This is a genomic window from Candidatus Flexifilum breve (genome assembly GCF_016713355.1).
In genome coordinates this window covers 173,137-190,833 of sequence record NZ_JADJPI010000007.1, presented here as the reverse complement: position 1 = coordinate 190,833, position 17,697 = coordinate 173,137, and the positions used below count along the sequence as shown (strand labels likewise).

12 protein-coding genes are annotated in these 17,697 nt (G+C 60.4%); 7 read left to right on the top strand and 5 right to left on the bottom strand.

The genetic code is table 11. The features are described from left to right. The first annotated feature begins 6 nt into the window (after nt 1-6). Together IPK17_RS06250 and IPK17_RS06245 are read left to right on the top strand one after the other, a co-directional pair. Nucleotides 7-3,063 carry a serine/threonine-protein kinase gene (locus IPK17_RS06250; protein ID WP_343416820.1) on the top strand — a complete coding sequence of 1,019 codons (3,057 nt, stop codon included), beginning with the start codon at nt 7-9 and terminating at the stop codon, nt 3,061-3,063. 25 nt (nt 3,064-3,088) lie between these two features. After that, nucleotides 3,089-3,652 (top strand): hypothetical protein, encoded by a 564-nt coding sequence (locus IPK17_RS06245; protein ID WP_343416819.1) that lies wholly within the window; start codon nt 3,089-3,091, stop codon nt 3,650-3,652. A gap of 269 nt (nt 3,653-3,921) precedes the next feature. Here IPK17_RS06245 and IPK17_RS06240 read toward each other — a convergent pair whose 3' ends face one another. The 3 genes from IPK17_RS06240 to IPK17_RS06230 are packed head-to-tail and all read right to left on the bottom strand — an operon-like array spanning nt 3,922 to nt 5,855. Continuing rightward, entirely contained in the window at nt 3,922-4,704 is a 783-nt protein-coding gene (locus tag IPK17_RS06240; protein ID WP_343416818.1) for a class I SAM-dependent methyltransferase, read from the bottom strand. Beyond that, nucleotides 4,701-5,450, bottom strand: coding sequence for a tyrosine-protein phosphatase (locus IPK17_RS06235; protein ID WP_343416817.1), 750 nt, complete (start codon nt 5,448-5,450; stop codon nt 4,701-4,703). Before IPK17_RS06235 ends, IPK17_RS06240 begins: the two co-directional genes overlap by 4 nt. 27 nt (nt 5,451-5,477) lie before the next feature. Beyond that, nucleotides 5,478-5,855, bottom strand: a complete 378-nt coding sequence (locus IPK17_RS06230; protein ID WP_343416816.1) for a hypothetical protein — start codon at nt 5,853-5,855, stop codon at nt 5,478-5,480. Nucleotides 5,856-6,174: 319 nt separating this feature from the next. On the opposite strand from IPK17_RS06230, the gene metG reads away from it, so the two are divergent. Both metG and IPK17_RS06220 read left to right on the top strand, forming a co-directional pair. Next, on the top strand, nt 6,175-7,974 hold the full coding sequence (metG, locus tag IPK17_RS06225) for a methionine--tRNA ligase (protein ID WP_343416815.1): 1,800 nt from the start codon (nt 6,175-6,177) through the stop codon (nt 7,972-7,974). A gap of 158 nt (nt 7,975-8,132) precedes the next feature. Continuing rightward, the gene (locus tag IPK17_RS06220; RefSeq protein WP_343416814.1) at nt 8,133-9,704 is read left to right on the top strand and encodes an amidohydrolase; all 1,572 of its coding nucleotides are present in this window, start codon (nt 8,133-8,135) and stop codon (nt 9,702-9,704) included. A 218-nt stretch (nt 9,705-9,922) separates the two neighbouring features. Here the strand turns inward: IPK17_RS06220 and IPK17_RS06215 are convergent, their stop codons facing one another. Next, entirely contained in the window at nt 9,923-10,987 is a 1,065-nt protein-coding gene (locus tag IPK17_RS06215; RefSeq protein WP_343416813.1) for a hypothetical protein, read from the bottom strand. Between the two features lie 243 nt (nt 10,988-11,230). Between IPK17_RS06215 and IPK17_RS06210 the strand changes: the two genes are divergently transcribed. After that, entirely contained in the window at nt 11,231-12,568 is a 1,338-nt protein-coding gene (locus IPK17_RS06210) for a hypothetical protein (RefSeq protein WP_343416812.1), read from the top strand. 2 nt (nt 12,569-12,570) lie between these two features. Continuing rightward, complete coding sequence (locus IPK17_RS06205; protein ID WP_343416811.1) at nt 12,571-13,854, top strand: hypothetical protein; 1,284 nt, start codon at nt 12,571-12,573, stop codon at nt 13,852-13,854. 44 nt (nt 13,855-13,898) lie between these two features. Here IPK17_RS06205 and IPK17_RS06200 read toward each other — a convergent pair whose 3' ends face one another. Continuing rightward, nucleotides 13,899-14,738 carry a hypothetical protein gene (locus IPK17_RS06200; RefSeq protein WP_343416810.1) on the bottom strand — a complete coding sequence of 280 codons (840 nt, stop codon included), beginning with the start codon at nt 14,736-14,738 and terminating at the stop codon, nt 13,899-13,901. A 264-nt stretch (nt 14,739-15,002) separates the two neighbouring features. Here IPK17_RS06200 and IPK17_RS06195 point away from each other — a divergent pair, with 264 nt between their 5' ends. Continuing rightward, nucleotides 15,003-17,480, top strand: a complete 2,478-nt coding sequence (locus IPK17_RS06195; protein ID WP_343417289.1) for an ATP-dependent Clp protease ATP-binding subunit — start codon at nt 15,003-15,005, stop codon at nt 17,478-17,480. The last annotated feature ends 217 nt before the right edge of the window (nt 17,481-17,697 follow it).

Below are 17,697 nucleotides of genomic sequence, written 5' to 3'. Positions count from 1 at the left end.
GAACTAATGGCGGTAAGAGAACGGCCGGAGTCGGTGCTGGATCACCGGTATCGGGTGCTCAATCAGCTCGGTGCGGGGGGCATGGGGACGGTCTACCGTGCCTACGACCGCATGACCGGGCAGCAGGTGGCGATCAAGCGCGTGAATCTCGGGGCCAATGCCGGCAATGTGACGGTGTGCGTCGCCCTCGCGCGCGAATTCCATTTGCTGGCCTCGCTGCGGCATCCCAACATCATCCGCGTCTCGGACTACGGCTTCGACGAGCAGGGACAGCCCTACTACGTCATGACGCTGATCGAGGACGCGTGCACCGTCTACGAGGCGGGCAAAAGCCGCGACCTGATCGGCAAGGTCTCGCTCATCCTCGACATGCTGCAAGCGCTCGTCTACCTGCACCGCCGCAACATTCTGCACCGCGATCTCAAGCCGGATAACGCGCTCGTCGACGCCGCTGGTCAGCTCCGCTTGGTCGATTTCGGGTTGTCGCAGGAAGGCGCGACCGGCGAAGAAGTCTCCGGCACGCTGGCCTACATGCCGCCGGAAGCGCTCACCTCCGACCCGGTGTCGCCCGCGTCCGACCTGTACAGCGTCGGCGTGATCGCCTATGAGTTGCTGACGGGCAAACTGCCCTTTGATGTGCGCCGCGCGACCGCCTTTCTCCGGCAGGTGATCGCCATGCCGCCGGATCTGTCGCCGCTCGTCCAGCACGGCGCGCTCGCCACGGTGATCGGTCGGATGCTGGCGAAAGACCCGGCGGATCGCTACGGCAGCGCCGCCGAAGCCATGCTGGCCTTGTGCACCGCCGTCGATATCCCGCTGCCGGAAGAGACGCGCGGCATTCGTGAGAGCTTTTTGGGCGCGGCCAAGTTCGTCGGGCGCACCGCCGAACTCGCGACGCTCAACGCCGCGCTCAATGCCGCGACCGGATCGGCGTGGTTGGTGGGCGGCGAGGCGGGCGTCGGCAAATCTCGCCTGATTGAGGAAGTGCGCATCCAGGCGCTGGTCAAAGGACTCACCGTGCTGCGAGGCCAAGCCGTCGAAGGCGGCGGCCTGCCGTGTCAGGTGCTGCGCGACGTGCTGCCGAGTCTCGTGCTCGGCTGTGAAGTGTCGCCGCTGGAAGCGAGCGTGATTCTGCCGATTCTGCCCAACATCGGGCGGCTGCTCGACCGCGAGGTGCCGCCCGCGCCGGAACTCGACCCCGTGCTGATGGAAACGCGCCTCAAGCACACGCTCGTCGATCTTGTGCGGCGGCAGGAGACCCCGCTTCTCATCATCCTCGAAGATTTGCACTGGGCAGATGATACGTACGACCTGATCGAACCGCTGATCGGGCTGGAGGCACAGTATCCCATCGTGGTGATCGGCACGTATCGCAGCGATGAAGCGCCGCGCCTGCCCGAACGGTTCCCCGGCATGCAGACGGTGCATCTGGCGCGCCTTGCCGCCGACGAGGTGCAAACGCTCGCCGAATATATGCTGGCAGACACCACCCCGACGCTGATCCAGTTTTTGCTCAACCAGACGGAAGGCAATGCGTTCTTCATCGTCGATTTGCTGCGCACGCTGGCGGAAGATGCCGGGCGCTTAGACAACATCGGCCAGTTGGAACTCTCCGACGAACTGCTTTCGCAGGGCGTGCTGTCGGTCGCGGAACGGCGTTTGGCGCGTGTCCCGGTCGAATATCACCGGGCGCTGCGCTTGGCAGCGGTCATCGGACGCGAAATCCACCCGGAACTGCTCACCCCGGCGGACTTCCGCTGGATCGATTACGGGCTGGAATCGGCGATCCTCGAAATCGCCGATGGCCGCTTGCAGTTCGCGCATGACCGCATCCGCGAGGGCATCCTGCATCTGACCGATCCCGACGAACTGAGTCAGCTCCATGCGGAAGCTGCCCGCGCGTTGGAACAGGCCTTCGCGCACGATCAACTGTACGATGCGATCCTCGCGCGGCACTGGGCGGCGGCGCACGACGAAACACAGGAACTGCATTACACGCTGGCGGCGGGTCAGCAGGCCATCCGCCTGAATCAGTTCACCGCGGCGCGCACGTACTATGAGCGAGCGCTGTTTCTGCTGCCGGACGATGATCCGCGCACGGTCGGTGCGGTCGAGCAGTTGGGCAAGCTCTACCACACCATCGGCCAGTTTGAGGACGTGCTGACGCTGTACACGCATTTGCTCGCGCTCCCGCAAATTCCCGTTGAACGGCGGATTGAGGCGATGGTTACGCTGGCGGATGCCATGCGGCGCTGCGGCAACCCGGAGAACGCCGAGGCGCTGCTGGTGCAGGCGCTGGAATTAGCGCAGGTCAACGACTACCCGACCGGGCAAGCGCGCGCCTTGACCGCCCGCGCCCTGATGAAATTGCAGCAGGAAGCGTTCAGCGAAGCGCTCACGCTGCTGGAGCAGGCGGTCAAGCTGCAGCAGGGCGGCGACGCCATCAGCGAGTATGAAGCGCTCCGCGCGCAGTTGACCGCGCATTTCGCGCAGGGGAACATCCTCAAAGTCATCGAACTCTCGGAGATTTGCCTCGCCAAGAGTTTGGCGCTGGGCAGCGCCAACCGCATCGCGCTGGATTACAACAATCTCGGCGTGGTCAACATGCTCATCCAGAACTACGAGCAGTCGCGCGCGTACTTCGCGCAAGCCGAAGCGCTAGCGCGCGAGATCGGCAATACGTGGGTGGTGGCGCTGGCGCAGTCCAACCGGACGTTCAACTATATTCAGGCGGGCGACCTCGAAAACGCGCTGATCCACTTTGCGCGCACGGTGAAGATCGCGCAGGATTATCACATCCTGCATATTCAGACCGGGGCGATTTTCCTCGCGGCGATGCTCAAGCGCCTGCTGGACGAGCGCGTGACCGCCGTCGCGTGGATGGCCGTCGCGCTGACACAGCCCGCGCTGGAACCCGACGTGCGTCGTATGACCCGGCTGATGCTCGACGCGGTGCAGAGTGAACTCAGCGCGGAGGATTACGCGGTTGGGCTGACGCTCGGCGCTGCGCTCACGGTCGATGATGTGTACGCCGCCATCCGCGCCGAGCTCCTGCCCGCATAATGGGGCTAAGGTTGGGTAAGTCATCATGTATCAAGTCGAGAATGATAGTGATCTCAGTCGTATCATCGGATTCAATCAGAACGACCTATTGTTGAATCGGCGTGGGCAAATGTCCGAAAGACAGATATTAGCGGCACAGCAATCTATCGCTAGTGAAAGCCAGTTGATAATCATCTTAGTCATCGCCCTTGAAACCGCGATAGGGGTTTGGATGTTATCGTTTGGCGACTCGATCTTGAATTGGTTGCTGAAACTGATCGTAGTACAAGCAATAGTATTGCCCCCAGTTTTCTACATCTCGCGGCTTCCTCGAAATATCAGAGTCGATATTGAGATAAATAAGGTGATGTCCATAGACGGTAGCATTCGCCTTACCAGCTATCACTACCGAGGAGGTCATAGTTATACATTGCTGATCGGCAATCAATGGTTTTCAATAGAACGTCCTTTGTTCGAAACACTTCAGTCGATTACGTATCGAGAACCAGAAATTGTTGTCTATTACCTGCCGAAAAGTAAAGTAATTCTATCCATCGAACCAGTTATGTCGGGAGTGGATCGTGGTCACGCTGGCACAGTCGGCACTTGAACCGGATGTGCGCCGCATGACGCGCCTGATGCTCGACTCGGTGCGCGGTGAAGTCAGCACGGAGGATTACGCGGTTCAGCGGGCTTGACGCTCGGCGCGGCGCTCACGGTCGACGATGTGTACGCCGCCATCCGCGCCGAACTTGCCCCCCCACAGAGGCCGAAAGGGGGGGCTGGGGGCGGGGGGGGGCGGCAGGCGCCCCCCCCCCCCCCCCCCCGGGGAAAAAGGGGGGTGGCCGGGCGGGGGGGGCTCCCTAGGCAAGTTTGGGGTCACACCCGACCGACTGCCACGTAGAGTTGAATGTCCGTGCGGAAGATGGCTTCTTCGCTGCGGGACTCCGCTTCTTCGATCGCTCGCGTGATACGGTCGATGCCCGCCTGATACTGCGCGTCGGTCAGCAGGAAGAGCTGCGAGGTGCCACCGCGCTGCATGAAGTGATCGCTGAGGACAGTGCGCCCGCGATATTCCTTATGAATCTGTTCCGCGACGCCCAACGGCTGAACGCTGTACCCCGCCGCCGTCATCCACGCTTGCACATCTGACCACAGCGGATAACGGGCGCGGTCAAGGTCAATGGTCTCGGGGAAATACTCGTAGATTGTCCAATGCCCGAGCGCCGACGGCACATCATGCCCGATGAGCGCCAGCGCGCCGCCCGGTCGCAGCAGCCGTTTGACCGCCGCCGGAAAGCCCGGTTTATCGTTGAAGTGATGCAGCGCGTTGACCACATACACCAAGTCGAAGCTGCCGTCCGCGAACGGGAGCGCATCGTCGCGCCCTTGCACCAGATCGATTTGCCCGGGTCGCGCTTGCGCTTGTGTCAGCATGCCCGTGGACGGATCAAGGCCGACAATCAGGTCGAGATCCGGCGCGAGCGTTTCCAGCCAATGCCCGGTTCCACAGCCAACTTCGAGCACGCGCCGCGCGCCGGTCTGCGCCACGAGATCGCGCAGGGTCGCCGCCACGCCGGGGAGCGGATTCTGCTCGTAGCGCCCGTTGTAGCCGCCGCTCACGCGGTTGTAACTGCTGGTGATGTGGTTCGCGTCGCTCATCGCAGGTACTCGACAAAGCGGGCGCGCAGCCGCGCGATCTGCTCATCGGTGATGCCCACCGAGCGCAGATACCCGCTTGCGCCGCCATACGTCTGCCCGATATGGCGCATCAGTTCCAGCATCGCCTCGGCTTTCGTGACGACGCCGCGCTCAAAGGCGTCCATGTCTTCGCCGCTTTTCAGCGCGTTTTTGCGCCACACGGGCACAACCTGCGCCAGCCCAGCGTCCGTGAGCGCGAAATCTTCGGCGATCAACTCGTCCGCCACGCCGACCGCGCCCAACAGCAGCGCCGCCGTCATGCCCGTGCGGTCTTTGCCCGCGAAGCAGTGAAACACGGTGGCTTCCGGGCTGTCGATCAACGCGCTGATGATGGTGCGAAACGAGTCGGGGCAGTATGCCAGATGCTGCGCGTAAAAGTGCTGGACGGTCGGGTAAAACGCGATCACGTTGGTTTTCCAGTGCTCGCTGTGGAACTGTGCCCGGTTGACCAGCGGCAGGCTGTGAAACTGCACACGGTTCGAGGTGGCGAAGCTGTTGGGCGCCATCAGAAGTTCGTCTTCGCTGCGCAGGTCAATGATGGCGCGCACGCCGTAGTCGATGAACTGCTGCTGCCCGGACTCCGGCACATTCGACACTAGTCCCGACCGCACAAATACACCGCGCCGCGTCACGCCGCCATCCACGGTCGGATAGCCGCCGAGATCGCGCACGTTATAGACCCCGTCAATGTTGAGCTGATACGCCATAACTGCCTGTTCTCCCCTTGAAATCACCTACAAGATTGTACCCGGCTTCGGAGCTGATTGACGCAGCGCCAGCCACGTCCAGACCGCGCCCAGCAGATCGCCGGCGGCGATCACCAACAGCGCGTTGTAGCCCGGGTGCGTGAGGATGGCAATCCCGAACAGCGCGAAGAACAGCGTGCGCACCCACACGCTCGTGCGGAACAATTCGACATTGTGATCGCGCGCGGCTTTGACGTAGTACAAACCGAGCGCGATTGCCAGCGCGCCGAGCGCGTTCGCCCAGATTTCCACAGTAGCGGGAAAACCAAGTAGCGCCGCGGCCACGTTGGGCGTGAAGAAGAGCGAGAGCCCAAGGCCGATCACATAGAAGCCAAAAATGAGGATGCTGCGCGCCGGATTCAACATGGATCGTTCTCCCCTTGACTCGCTAGGTCGATTATACCTATACTGAATCACATGAACACGAACCGCGTTTACCCCACGATGCGAATGCCGCGCCTTTCCTCACCGGACGGACGTTGGCGTTTTTGTCGTGCCTAGCGCGCGGCGACTCTTAGAGGGTGTGCAAACCGTCTGTCCGTTCGGGCAGGCGGTTTTTTATTTGGAGCGGATAGCCGTTAGCGGTTAGCCGTTGGCTCATCTACAATAGGGAGCAATTTCGTCATGGTTATTTGTTTTGCTTTGGCTCATCGCTAAAAGCTAATCGCTAAAAGCTGAGGTTTTCATGCCCAAAACCATCCATGTCTCCGTCGCTTGGCCGTATGCCAACGGCGATCTCCACGTTGGTCACCTGGCGGGCGCGTATCTCCCCGCCGATATTTTCGCGCGCTATCACCGCCTGAAGGGCAACCGCGTGCTGATGGTGTCCGGTTCGGACAGCCACGGCACGCCGATCAGCGTGGAAGCGGATAAGCGCGGCGTCACCGCCCGCTCGATCTTCGAGCATTATCACGAACGCTTCCTGCTCACCCAGCAGAAAATCGGCATCAGCTACGATCTGTTCACGCACACCGATACGGAAAATCACCATCAGGTGTCGCAGGACATCTTCACGGTGCTGCTGGAACGCGGCTATCTCTATAAAGAGACGCAGAAGCTGCTCTACAGTGAAATCGAAAAGCGCTTCCTGCCCGACCGCTATGTCGAAGGCGAGTGTTATATCTGCCACTATGCCGACGCGCGCGGCGATCAATGCGACAACTGCGGCAACCTGCTCGACGCCACACAGTTGATCAACCCGCGCAGCAAGAATCACCCGGAAGAACGCCTGACGATCCGCGAAACCGAGCACTATTTCCTCGATCTGAGCAAATTCAGCGATCAACTGCTGGAATATCTCGACAAGCACGAGCCGCATTGGCGCGCCAACGTCGTCAGCTTCAGCCGCAACTTCATCGCGGAAGGCTTGCGCGGTCGCCCGATCACGCGCGACATCGACTGGGGCGTCAAAGTGCCGCTGGAAGGGTGGGATAACAAGCGCCTGTATGTGTGGTTCGAAGCGGTGATCGGCTACTTCAGCGCCAGCATCGAGTGGGCGAAGAACACGGGTCAGCCCGACGCGTGGAAAGACTGGTGGTACAACCCGGAAGCCGAAATCTACAACTTCATCGGCAAAGACAACATCCCCTTCCACACGGTGATCTGGCCGGCGGAACTGCTCGGCATCGACGGGATCTACAACGCGGGGAGTGAGACACCGCTCAGCCTGCCGTATGACGTGCCCGCCAACGAGTTCATGAACATCGAAGGCAAGCAGTTCTCCAAGAGCCGCAACTGGGCAATCTGGCTGCCGGACATCCTCGACCGCTATCAGGCGGATGCCGTGCGTTACTACATCGCGGCGATGTTCCCCGAAACCAAAGACAGCGATTATGCGTGGGATGGCTTCTTCAGCCGCGTGAACGCGGAACTGCTGGCGGCGTGGGGCAACCTCGTCAACCGCATGTTGAGCTTCGCCTACAAGCGCTTTGCCGGCCAAGTGCCGACCTACGACGAACTCACGTTTGAGGACAAGCAGATCATCGCCAAAGTTGAGGCGGGCTTCGACGAAGTCGGCGGGCTGATCGAGGCGGTCAAGCTCAAAGAAGCGCTCAGCACGGCGATGGGGCTGGTGCGCGACGCCAACGGCTATCTCGACACGCGCAAGCCGTGGATGACGATTAAGGAAGATGCGGCAGACGCGGCGCGCTCGGTCTACACGATTCTCAACGTGATCAACAACCTGAACACGCTGCTCGCGCCCTTCCTGCCGTTCAGCGCGCAGACGGTGCGTGAGTATCTCGGCTTTGACGGCCAGATCTTCGGCGATCTCAACATCGTCGAATACGCGGAAGCGACGCGCAATCACAAGGGGCTGGTCTACGACGGCACCAACGCTATCGGCACGTGGGCGAAGCAAACGCTTGCCCCCGGTCAGGCACTGCGCGAACCCAAGGCGCTGTACGTTAAGCTGGAACCGGAGATCATCGAACAGGAACGCGGCTACCTCGGCGCGCCGCGCGAAGAGAGCGAGATCGTCGTCTAGGCGAAGTTATCAGTTCACAGTTGACAGTTCACAGTGCAGAGTCAAAACGACCAGCACTGTGAACTGTCGCCCTGCTGTGCATACCACTCCCGTTGTCACGCGGTAGAGAGTGGCTTAAACTAAGAGGCGAGATTTTCATCATGTTAGGAAACTCGTCTATGCTGCTGTTCTACAATGGCACCATCCACACCATGGATGGCAAATCCGCCGATGTCGTCGTCGTGGATGATCGTGGGCTGATCGTGTATGCGGGCGACTTCGCCCACATGCCGACTTACACGCAAATTCGCCGCGTTGATCTCGACGGACGCACGCTCATCCCCGGTTTCAACGACGCCCATGTGCACATCTGGAAGCTCGGCCTGCTGCTGACGATTCAAGTGGACGCGCGCGGCGCGGCCGCGCCGAATATCCCCGCCATCATCGTGGGGTTTGCCGAACGTGCCGCCAAACTGCCCCCCGGCACGTGGATCACGGGGCGCGGCTATAACGAGGCGCAGCTCCCCGAACGCCGCCACCTCACCCGCTACGATCTGGATCAGGCCAGCCCGAACCACCCGCTGGCGCTCACGCGCACCTGCGGGCACATGATCGTCGCCAATTCGCTGGCGCTCAAGCTGGCGGGCATCGACCGCGCTACGCCCAATCCCCCCGGCGGCGTGATCGTCCGCGACGAGCAGGGCGAACCGACCGGGTTGGTGCAGGAAACGGCGATGGGGCTGATCACCCGCGCCATGCCCGACATTGAAGACGAAATCATGGGACGCGGCATCCGTGAAGCCATGTATCACCAACTGCGGCTCGGCATCACCAGCGCGACCGATCCGCTGCTCACGCCCGCGCATGTGCGCGTGTATCGCCAGCTCGAAGCCGCGGGCGATCTGCCGGTACGCGTCAATGGTCTGCCCATCCGCCGACCGGATGGCGTGGAGAAAATCACCTACCCGCTGCCGGAACAATATGTGAGCGATACGCTCCGCATCGACTGCGTGAAGTTTTTCGCCGATGGCGGCTTGAGCGGCGCGACCGCCGCGATCAGCACACCATACAAAGAGACGGGCAATCAAGGTGTGCTGCGCTTTGAAGATGAGGAACTGCTCGACTTGGCGTGGGAAGCGCACGCGGCGGGCTTCCGCATCGCGACCCATGCCATCGGCGATGTGGCGCTGGAGCAGGTGATCAGCGTGTACGAAGAACTGCACCGCCGCAAACCGGGGCTGCGGCACCGCATTGAACATGTCGCGCTGCCCGCGCCGGGACATTTGCAGCGTATGCAGGCGATTGGCACGATGGCCGTGCCGCAGAGCGTGTTCCTGTACGCGCTCGGCGCGAACTACCGCCGCTATATCCCCGACGCGCTGCTGCCGGGAGTGTTCCCCATCCGCGACATGATCGACACCGGACTGCCCGTGGCGCTGAGTTCGGACGCGCCCGTCGTGCCGGATGATAATCCGCTGCTCGGCATGAAGGCCGCGCTGGATCGCTGCGACGCGTCCGATCAGCCGTTCACCCGCGAGCAGGGAATCAGCGCATATGAGGCGCTGTACGCCTATACGATGGGCGGCGCCATTGCCAGCGGCGACGAGGCCAACCGTGGCAGTCTGACCCGCGGCAAATGGGCGGATATGGTGATCTTAAGTGGTGATCCGCTGATCACGCCGCCCGCCGATCTGCCCAACCTCGTGGTTGAGCAGACCTATGTCGGTGGACGGCTGGTGTACGAGCGGTAAATCGACCTCACCCCGCACGCCCCGTGCCTAAAGCCGCGTAACTTGATCGTAGGGGAGGGGCAGTGTCCCCTCCCTCCGTTCACGGGCGACCACATAGGGTCGCCCCTACAGCCGATATCCCCGATTATTGCGTAAATTGCATGCGGTTAACTCGCCAATGGGGCAAGCCCCTCCCCTACATTGACTGCCTTGGATCGAATTATCGTTTCTCAGCTCAACTATGGCAGCGCGGCGGCGAGCGCGTCCGGGTTGGTGATCGTAATCGAGCTGAACAGCGCATCGTACAGCGCGAGATCCGGCGTGAACGCACTGGTGGGCAGCGCCGAAAGATTGCCTTCGAGCATGCGCAAATAAATGGCGTAGGCATCCTCTTTTCCCCGGATCGGGTCGGCTGGGAGCGCGCTGGCTGGTATCTGCACGGGGAATCGGATGCGAACTCGGTAAGCGCTGTCGCTGGTGACCCCCTCGTAGACGACGTTAAAGGGACCATCCGGCGTAAAAATCACATCATCTTGCGTAAACGCTGTGACGAAGCGCAGCCCATTTCCGCTGCCAAACGGAACATAAGCGGGTGCACCTCTGAACGTGTGTGGCGACGGCGGAAAACCGCCATATTCACGAATCGCTTCGGCTACCGGGGGCTGATCGATGAGCGTCGTTTCCAGCCAATCGGCATTGGGGCTGTAATCACGGCTGGCACCGAGGTTATAAACGTCGATGCGTGCGACGATGGGCTGTGGTTCATCAGCCGAGCGGTAGAGGATAAATTCGAGCGCACTCGGATATTCGGTTTGGCGGTACAAGCTAAACGGGACAACCTCCGAAGTGACTTGAATGAACGGCAGAGTCGCCGGGATCGTGAATGTCACGCCGTGGGTTTCGACCAAAGTATCGCTGTCGGTGGCTGGCTCCACGAGGACAACTGGATCACTGCTAACGTACGGTACGATAAAATAGCCGTCGGCGTTGGCTTCAACTGTCCAGCCACTGATATAAGGAGTGGTTACCCGCCGCCAAAGATAACCATTTGCGCAAACCGGATCATCTTCTTCAATAAGCATCCCTGCACCCGCTGCGATCTGACCGAGCAGTTCGCCGGAGGGAGAGGGTTCGGCGCGGACATTATTCGAATCGCCGGGTGTGACAATCGCCATTGGATAGTAGTCGTCCGCGCTGAACTGGGTGGGCAGGCAGTCGCCGCTCTGCGCGGCAGCCGGAATAATCGAGAGGACGCTCAGGAGAAGCACAAAGAACAGCAGCCGATGGTGTGATTTGAAGTGCATCGAAGGTCTCCTTAGGTGAAGATCGCGCTGTTCTTAGTTTAGCTGATATTTGCATAACGTCGGGTCAGCGCAGTGGAAGCGTTGTCCAATCAAACCCTTGCGCAGATCCGATTGCCCGCGCGCCCGGTCGGCTCCCCCTTTCCCGTAGATCCATAAATATCTCAACAGGACAATTCGATCGGACGGCGTAAACTGTAAATGCGGATATACTACGATCTAAGGTGAACGAGGCAGAAGTAGGTTATGGCTGCTACGGTGAATTATCCTGATATTCTCGGCGCGATCACGAAGGGCGCGCGGGCGAACATCGGCCCCGCCCAGGTCGCGCTGGCCACCCGTCCCGCTGCGCCGCGTGCTGGTCGCCCGTTTGAACTGATTATCGCCGTACAGAATGCGACTGATACTGACCTTGACGTGACCGTCTCGATCACACTGCCCGACCTCGATGCGCGCAAGCAGAAGGCGCGCTTCACGGCGAAGGCGGGGCGCGTAGTCGCTGCCGTCAAACCCGCCGAAGTCGGCTATATTGCTGTGCCGATCATGACCGAAGCGAACACCGCGCCCGCCCAAGGCTACAAACTCAGCGCCGACGTTGAAGTGAAACCGCTCGGTAAGCCGCAGCGCCTGCGTGCCGAACAGGGCGGCGGCGCGGTCGAAACGCAGTTCGTCCCCGGCGCGCTCAAAGAGCGCATCATGGGACTGCGCGCGCTCAACTTCAGCGCCCACAAGCGCCTGAGCCACACGTTTGACCTCACGTTTGATCTCGCGCCCGGCAAGCTCGGCGAAGCGGTCGACGACACGAAATCCGGCTGGGTGAGCGTGTGCAAAGTCTCCGACTATACGGATGATCGCTACCTGCTGCACCGTTATGGCAGCCTCTTGCAGATCAAGACGCTGCCGCAGTTGAAGCGCACCACGCTCTATGAACCGCTCCTGCAGGCGACGACCGCCCGCTTTCAGGCGACCGGGTACGCGGCCAAGCCCGCCGAAGTCGGGTTGATCGCCAAGCTGCTCACGCTGATTCTCGAATACGCCTCACCGCGTCACACCGGGCATGGGCACATCGCCGCCGGGGTGTACAACGTGGACGCGCTGATCGCCCGCGACCCCTTTACATGGGGGTCCAAGCCCTATATCCCTAATTGGACGCGCGCCTACATTAGTTACATTGAGAAAGATGCGCGCGCTGCCGAAGCAGCCGTGCCGATCATCACCAAGTACATCTTCGACGACCTGCTGCGCGATGCTATTGACCATGCCTTTGAGCTGATCGAGAAAGACACTGGCGAAGATGTCGGCGCGCCCGACGAACGCGCCAACTACCGCGAAAAGCTGCTGGAAAAACTGAAGTCCAAGCAGAGTATCGACTTCAGCCTGCTGTATTTGCCGCTGGTCATGGGCGGGATGATCGTCTCCGATGTGGTGATGATGCCGAACGAAGATCCGTCGGAGCTGTTTAAGGCGCTGAGCCACGCGCTGGAAATTCGCATGGGCGAGTGCGCGGAAGATGATCCGATCTTCATCATGAGCGTGGATATTTTGTCGCGCACCGGTCAGAAATACGGGATAAAGTTGAGCTGATTATGGACAAACGACTGCACTTTGAACCTCCCTATCCGGATGTGCTGGGCGCGATTGCGGGGCACACCCGCATTACGCTGGACCCGGTGCAAGCGGCGGTGGGCATTTTCCCCAAGCGCGCCTATATCAACCAACCGATCGAAGTCGTGGCCATCGTCCAGAACATGATCGATCAGGGCGCGGAAGTGCGCATTACGCTGGATTTACCCACCCGTGACCCGAACGGCAAACCCGTCGCGTTTTCGATCCCCAAGAAGAGCGTCACGCTGCACATGACCCCCGGCGAAACGGGCGTCGTGCGCATGCCGCTCGCGCCGATCATGCCGTCGCAGCCCGCCGAGGAGGTCGAGATCAAAGTCTCGCTGAAGGCGAAAGCGGCTAAAAATGGCCAGCTCGTCCGCCCGCCGACGCGCGGCGCGCCGCCCTCCGTGCTGGCTGTGTCGCCGTTCAAGCTGCAAGTGCTGCGCGATATTCAGTTCCCCGAGCATGTGCTCGACGACGGCAAACTCACCGTGTCGTTCAGCATCGACTCGAAGCGCCTACCCAATGTGACGCAAGCGCTCAAACCGACCTACGAACCGCTGTGGACGCGCCAGCAGTTGAACGAAGAACGCCAGCATCTGCTCGAAAAGATCGACGCCGCCCGCGTGATCGCCCAGACGTTTGTGCCGCGCGATGTGTATATCTCGCTCTTTCACGCCGTTGATGAGCTGTACGCCGCGCATGGTTTGCCACTGCATCCCGGCGAATCGCGCGCGATTGCCAAAATGCTGGTGTATACCTTCGAGGATCAGTCAGACACCGACCCGAACTATCGCATTGAGGATCAACGCTGGTTTCAGACGCTGTGCCAGACGCTGGCCGTCGACGAAACCGTCGCGCGCAAAGACCCGGGCGAAGTGGCCGTCGAGTACCTGTTTGATGCGCTGATTTACGATGCCATTCTGTTCGGCTTCACGATCATCCGGTCACGGGTGCGTGTCAACCTCGGCGACCGTACCGAACGCATCCATTATGCGGAGCGCTTCCTCAAATGGCTGGCTGGGCAAGGTGACAGCGATCTCGTGTACATTTATTTGCCGCTGGTGTTGGGCGGCCTGTCGGTCAATCATCTGGTGCGCGCGCCCAAAGACGACCCGTGGGTGATGCTGGACGAACTGCGCGAGGCTATGCGCGGGCGTATTCGCCTCGCGTCCCGCGACACCGCCGAAATTTTCGACATGCTGGAAAAGCTGCTGGAACGCAGCGAAGAGGATTTGCGCCGCGCACGCATTATGCGGGAGTAATACCAACCGGAGGTTTTAAACCTCCGGTTAGGCAGTCGCACAAGTTACTGGCAGGACGGATCGATCACTTCGCTGCCGGACTGACCATAGTCCTCCGCTACATCACGCGTGTTGATGGCCGGAATCCAACCGCCCATCACATAGAGACGATACCACTCACCATCTTCGCTAGTTTCGACCACGAAAGCGGTCTGGCAGCGATGGACGGACGCTCCCGTCGGAAGACCATTCGGTTCCGAATACACATCAGAATCACTCGTCATGAGAACAAGGTTCCGATTGATCGGCAGCGGCGGCCCTGAAAAAGCAGGCGTGCCGACAGGAAGCGGCCTGATTGTCTCTGTAGTCTCCGGCTCGACTGGCTCTGTGGCGCCCGGTTCCTCAGTAGCCTCAGGTCCAAACGTATTTCTGATCGCGATATGTGGAGAAGAAGGATCGCCCAGGCATGTTGCCGTCACTTCTGAATAACCGAGTAAGGTTCCTTCCAGAGTTAAACTGATGAGCAGGTTCCAACTCACCGGAAGCGGGCCGCTGTTTGAAGCGGCATTTTCGATCAAAGTGCTGCGTGCTCCAGCTCCTGGAGCACCCTGAGCTGAGAGTATGGAAGAGACAACCGTATTCGACGTATCATTGGAAAAAACACCAACCATGACTACGCCCGTCGGCACATAGACATCGACCAAAACCCACTCGACCTCGATATGGACGTTTCCCGGATCGTCAGGTACGCATTGTGCGCTTATACCACTTATCAAATAAAAGTAATCATTCGGGACCGTGCCGGCTGATACTTGAAGTGTCAGAACAAGCAGCAGGAAAAGTAAAGCACTGGCAAAAAGAGTTGTTGAGTGAGCTTTGATCGACCTCGAAATCTGCGTTTTCAATTTATCCTCCGCTCTGTATGCCATACGCTCTTATAAATCTTACCAGAATTTATAATTAGCGCTGATGCACTCTCCCGCCAGCTTTCGGATCATTTCCCACTTGTTATAGACCACTGCCTGCAACTTCTAACGGTGTGCCAACGTGATTTTTACGCGGCATGGCTATACTGTACGCTCAACATGCCATGTCAAAAGACGGCAAATGATCGTGAATCCTCGTACAATGAGGATAGACAGTTGTAGAAACAGGGTAAACCCGCCATGATGCGTTTTGAACGATTCACCGAACGCGCGCAAGACGCCGCCGCCCGCGCTTACGAAATTTTGCAGCGTTACGGACATAATCAGGTCGATACCGAGCATATCCTGCTGGCTTTGCTCGAACAGGCCGACGGCGTGATCCCGCAGCTCTTCGAACGGCTGTCGGTCGATGTGGACGCCATGCGTCGCCGCCTCGATGAAATTCTGCTGGCCAGCCCCAAAGCCGCGATCTACGGTGGCGGTACGGGTCAGGTGTTCATCACTCCGCGCGTCAAGCGGATTATCGACACGGCCAACGAAGAAGCCAATCGCCTGAAAGATGAGTACATTTCGACGGAACACATCTTCCTCGCCATCCTCAGCGAACGCAACACGGCGGTCGCCAAGATTCTGGCGGATGTGGGCGTCACCAAAGAACGCGTGTATGAAGCGATCAAGGATGTGCGCGGCGGTCAGCGCGTGACCGACCCGCAGGCGGAAAGCCGCTATCGCACGCTCGAAAAATACAGCCGTGACCTCACCCGCATGGCGATTGAAGGCAAACTCGACCCGGTGATCGGGCGTGATGCCGAAATCCTGCGCGTGATTCAAATTCTGTGCCGCCGCACCAAGAACAACCCGGTCTTGATCGGTGAGGCGGGCGTCGGTAAGACGGCCATCGTCGAAGGCCTGGCGCAGAAGATCGCCGAAGCGGATGTGCCGGAACTGCTGCAAGGCAAGAAGGTCATCAGCCTTGACCTTGGCGCGATGCTGGCGGGCAGCCGCTTCCGCGGTGAATTCGAGGAACGCCTCAAGGCGACTATCGAAGAAGTGCAGCGCGCGGAAGGCGAGATCATCCTCTTCATCGACGAACTGCATCAGGTCGTCGGCGCAGGCGCGGCGCAAGGCGCGCTCGACGCGGGCAACATGATGAAACCGGCGCTGGCGCGCGGTGAACTCCGCTGCGTGGGCGCGACCACGCTGGACGAATATCGTCAGCACATCGAAAAAGATTCGGCGCTGGATCGGCGTTTCGCGCCCGTCTACGTCGAAGAACCGAACGTGGAAGATACCATCGACATGCTGTTCGGTCTGCGCGACCGCTATGAAGCGCACCACAAGGTCACCATCAGCGATGACGCGGTGATCGCGGCGGCGCGGTTGGCGGATCGCTATGTGGCGGATCGGCGTTTGCCCGACAAGGCCATCGATCTACTGGATGAAGCGGCGGCGAAACTGCGCGTCGCGCTCTATTCGATGCCGCCCCGCCTCAAGGAAATGCAGGCGGCCATTCAGCGGCTGACGGCGGACGAAGAAGCGGCGGGCATGGCGCGCGAATACGAACGCGCCGCCGAATACAAGATGCGCCGCTTGCAGCTTCAGGATGAATTCGACCGCGAGAAGATCATGTGGCAGCGCGAAAACACGATTGACGAAGTCGTGAGCGCCGACGATATCGCCGCGGTCGTCGCCCAGTGGACGGGCATCCCCGTCAATCAGGTGCTGGAGACCGAAGGCGAGAAGCTGCTGCGGATGGAAGAAGCCATGCACAAGCGGATCATCGGGCAGGAAGGCGCGGTCAGCGCAATTGCCCATGCGATCCGGCGCTCGCGCAGCGGCCTGAAAGATCCGCGTCGCCCGATCGGCTCGTTCATCTTCCTCGGCTCGTCCGGCGTCGGTAAAACCGAGCTGGCGAAGACGCTGGCGGAATTCCTGTTCGACGACGAAGACGCGCTCGTGCGCATTGACATGAGCGAATACCGCGAACAACACACGGTGAGCCGCCTGTTCGGCGCGCCGCCGGGATACGTCGGCTACGAAGAAGGCGGTCAGCTCACCGAAGCCGTGCGCCGTCGCCCGTACCGCGTCATCCTGTTCGACGAAATCGAAAAGGCGCACCCGGAAGTGTGGAACGCGCTGCTGCAAATCCTCGAAGATGGCCGCTTGACCGATGGTCAGGGGCGCGTGGTCGATTTCAGCAACACGGTGATCATCATGACCAGCAACCTGGGCACAGAATTTGCCAAGCGCGGCGGCGCGCTCGGTTTCGTGCAGGCGACCGACGAACAGGCGATTGCCGATCACCAGAAGATCGAAAAGGCGATGCGCGACACGTTCCGTCCGGAATTCCTCAACCGTATCGACGAAGTGATCATCTTTGAGCCGCTGAGTCTGGAACAGGTCGAACACATCGTCGACCTGCAGATGCGCGAAATCGCGGAACGGCTGAGCGAACGCGGTCTCGCCGTGCACCTCACCGAACCGGCGCGCATGTGGCTGGCGCGGAAGGGCTACGATCCGCAGTTCGGGGCGCGCCCGCTGCGCCGTGCCTTGCAGCGCTATCTGGAAAACGAGCTCAGCGCGCAGCTCCTGCGTGGTGAAGCGCGCAGCGGCGACCTGATCGTGATCGATGAGGTGGGGGGGCAGTTGGTGTTCGAACGGCACGAAAACGCCAGCACCGACTATCTCCAGCAGATCCGCCAGAACACGGTGATTGACTAAACTTCATCCCCATACCCGCTCCCACGCAAGCGTGGCGCGGGACGAAAGTCCAATCTGAGGGAGTAGGGGAGGGGCTTGCCCCTCCCGTTAGTGGACGAGGTACGAGGGTGTTGAAAAAGGTCGGATTCCGACCCCACCCCCGAATTCAGGGAGGGGAGCCAACAGCGCCTGCCCAGCCGAACCCGTCTTCGTAGGGACGCAATTCATTGCGTCCCTG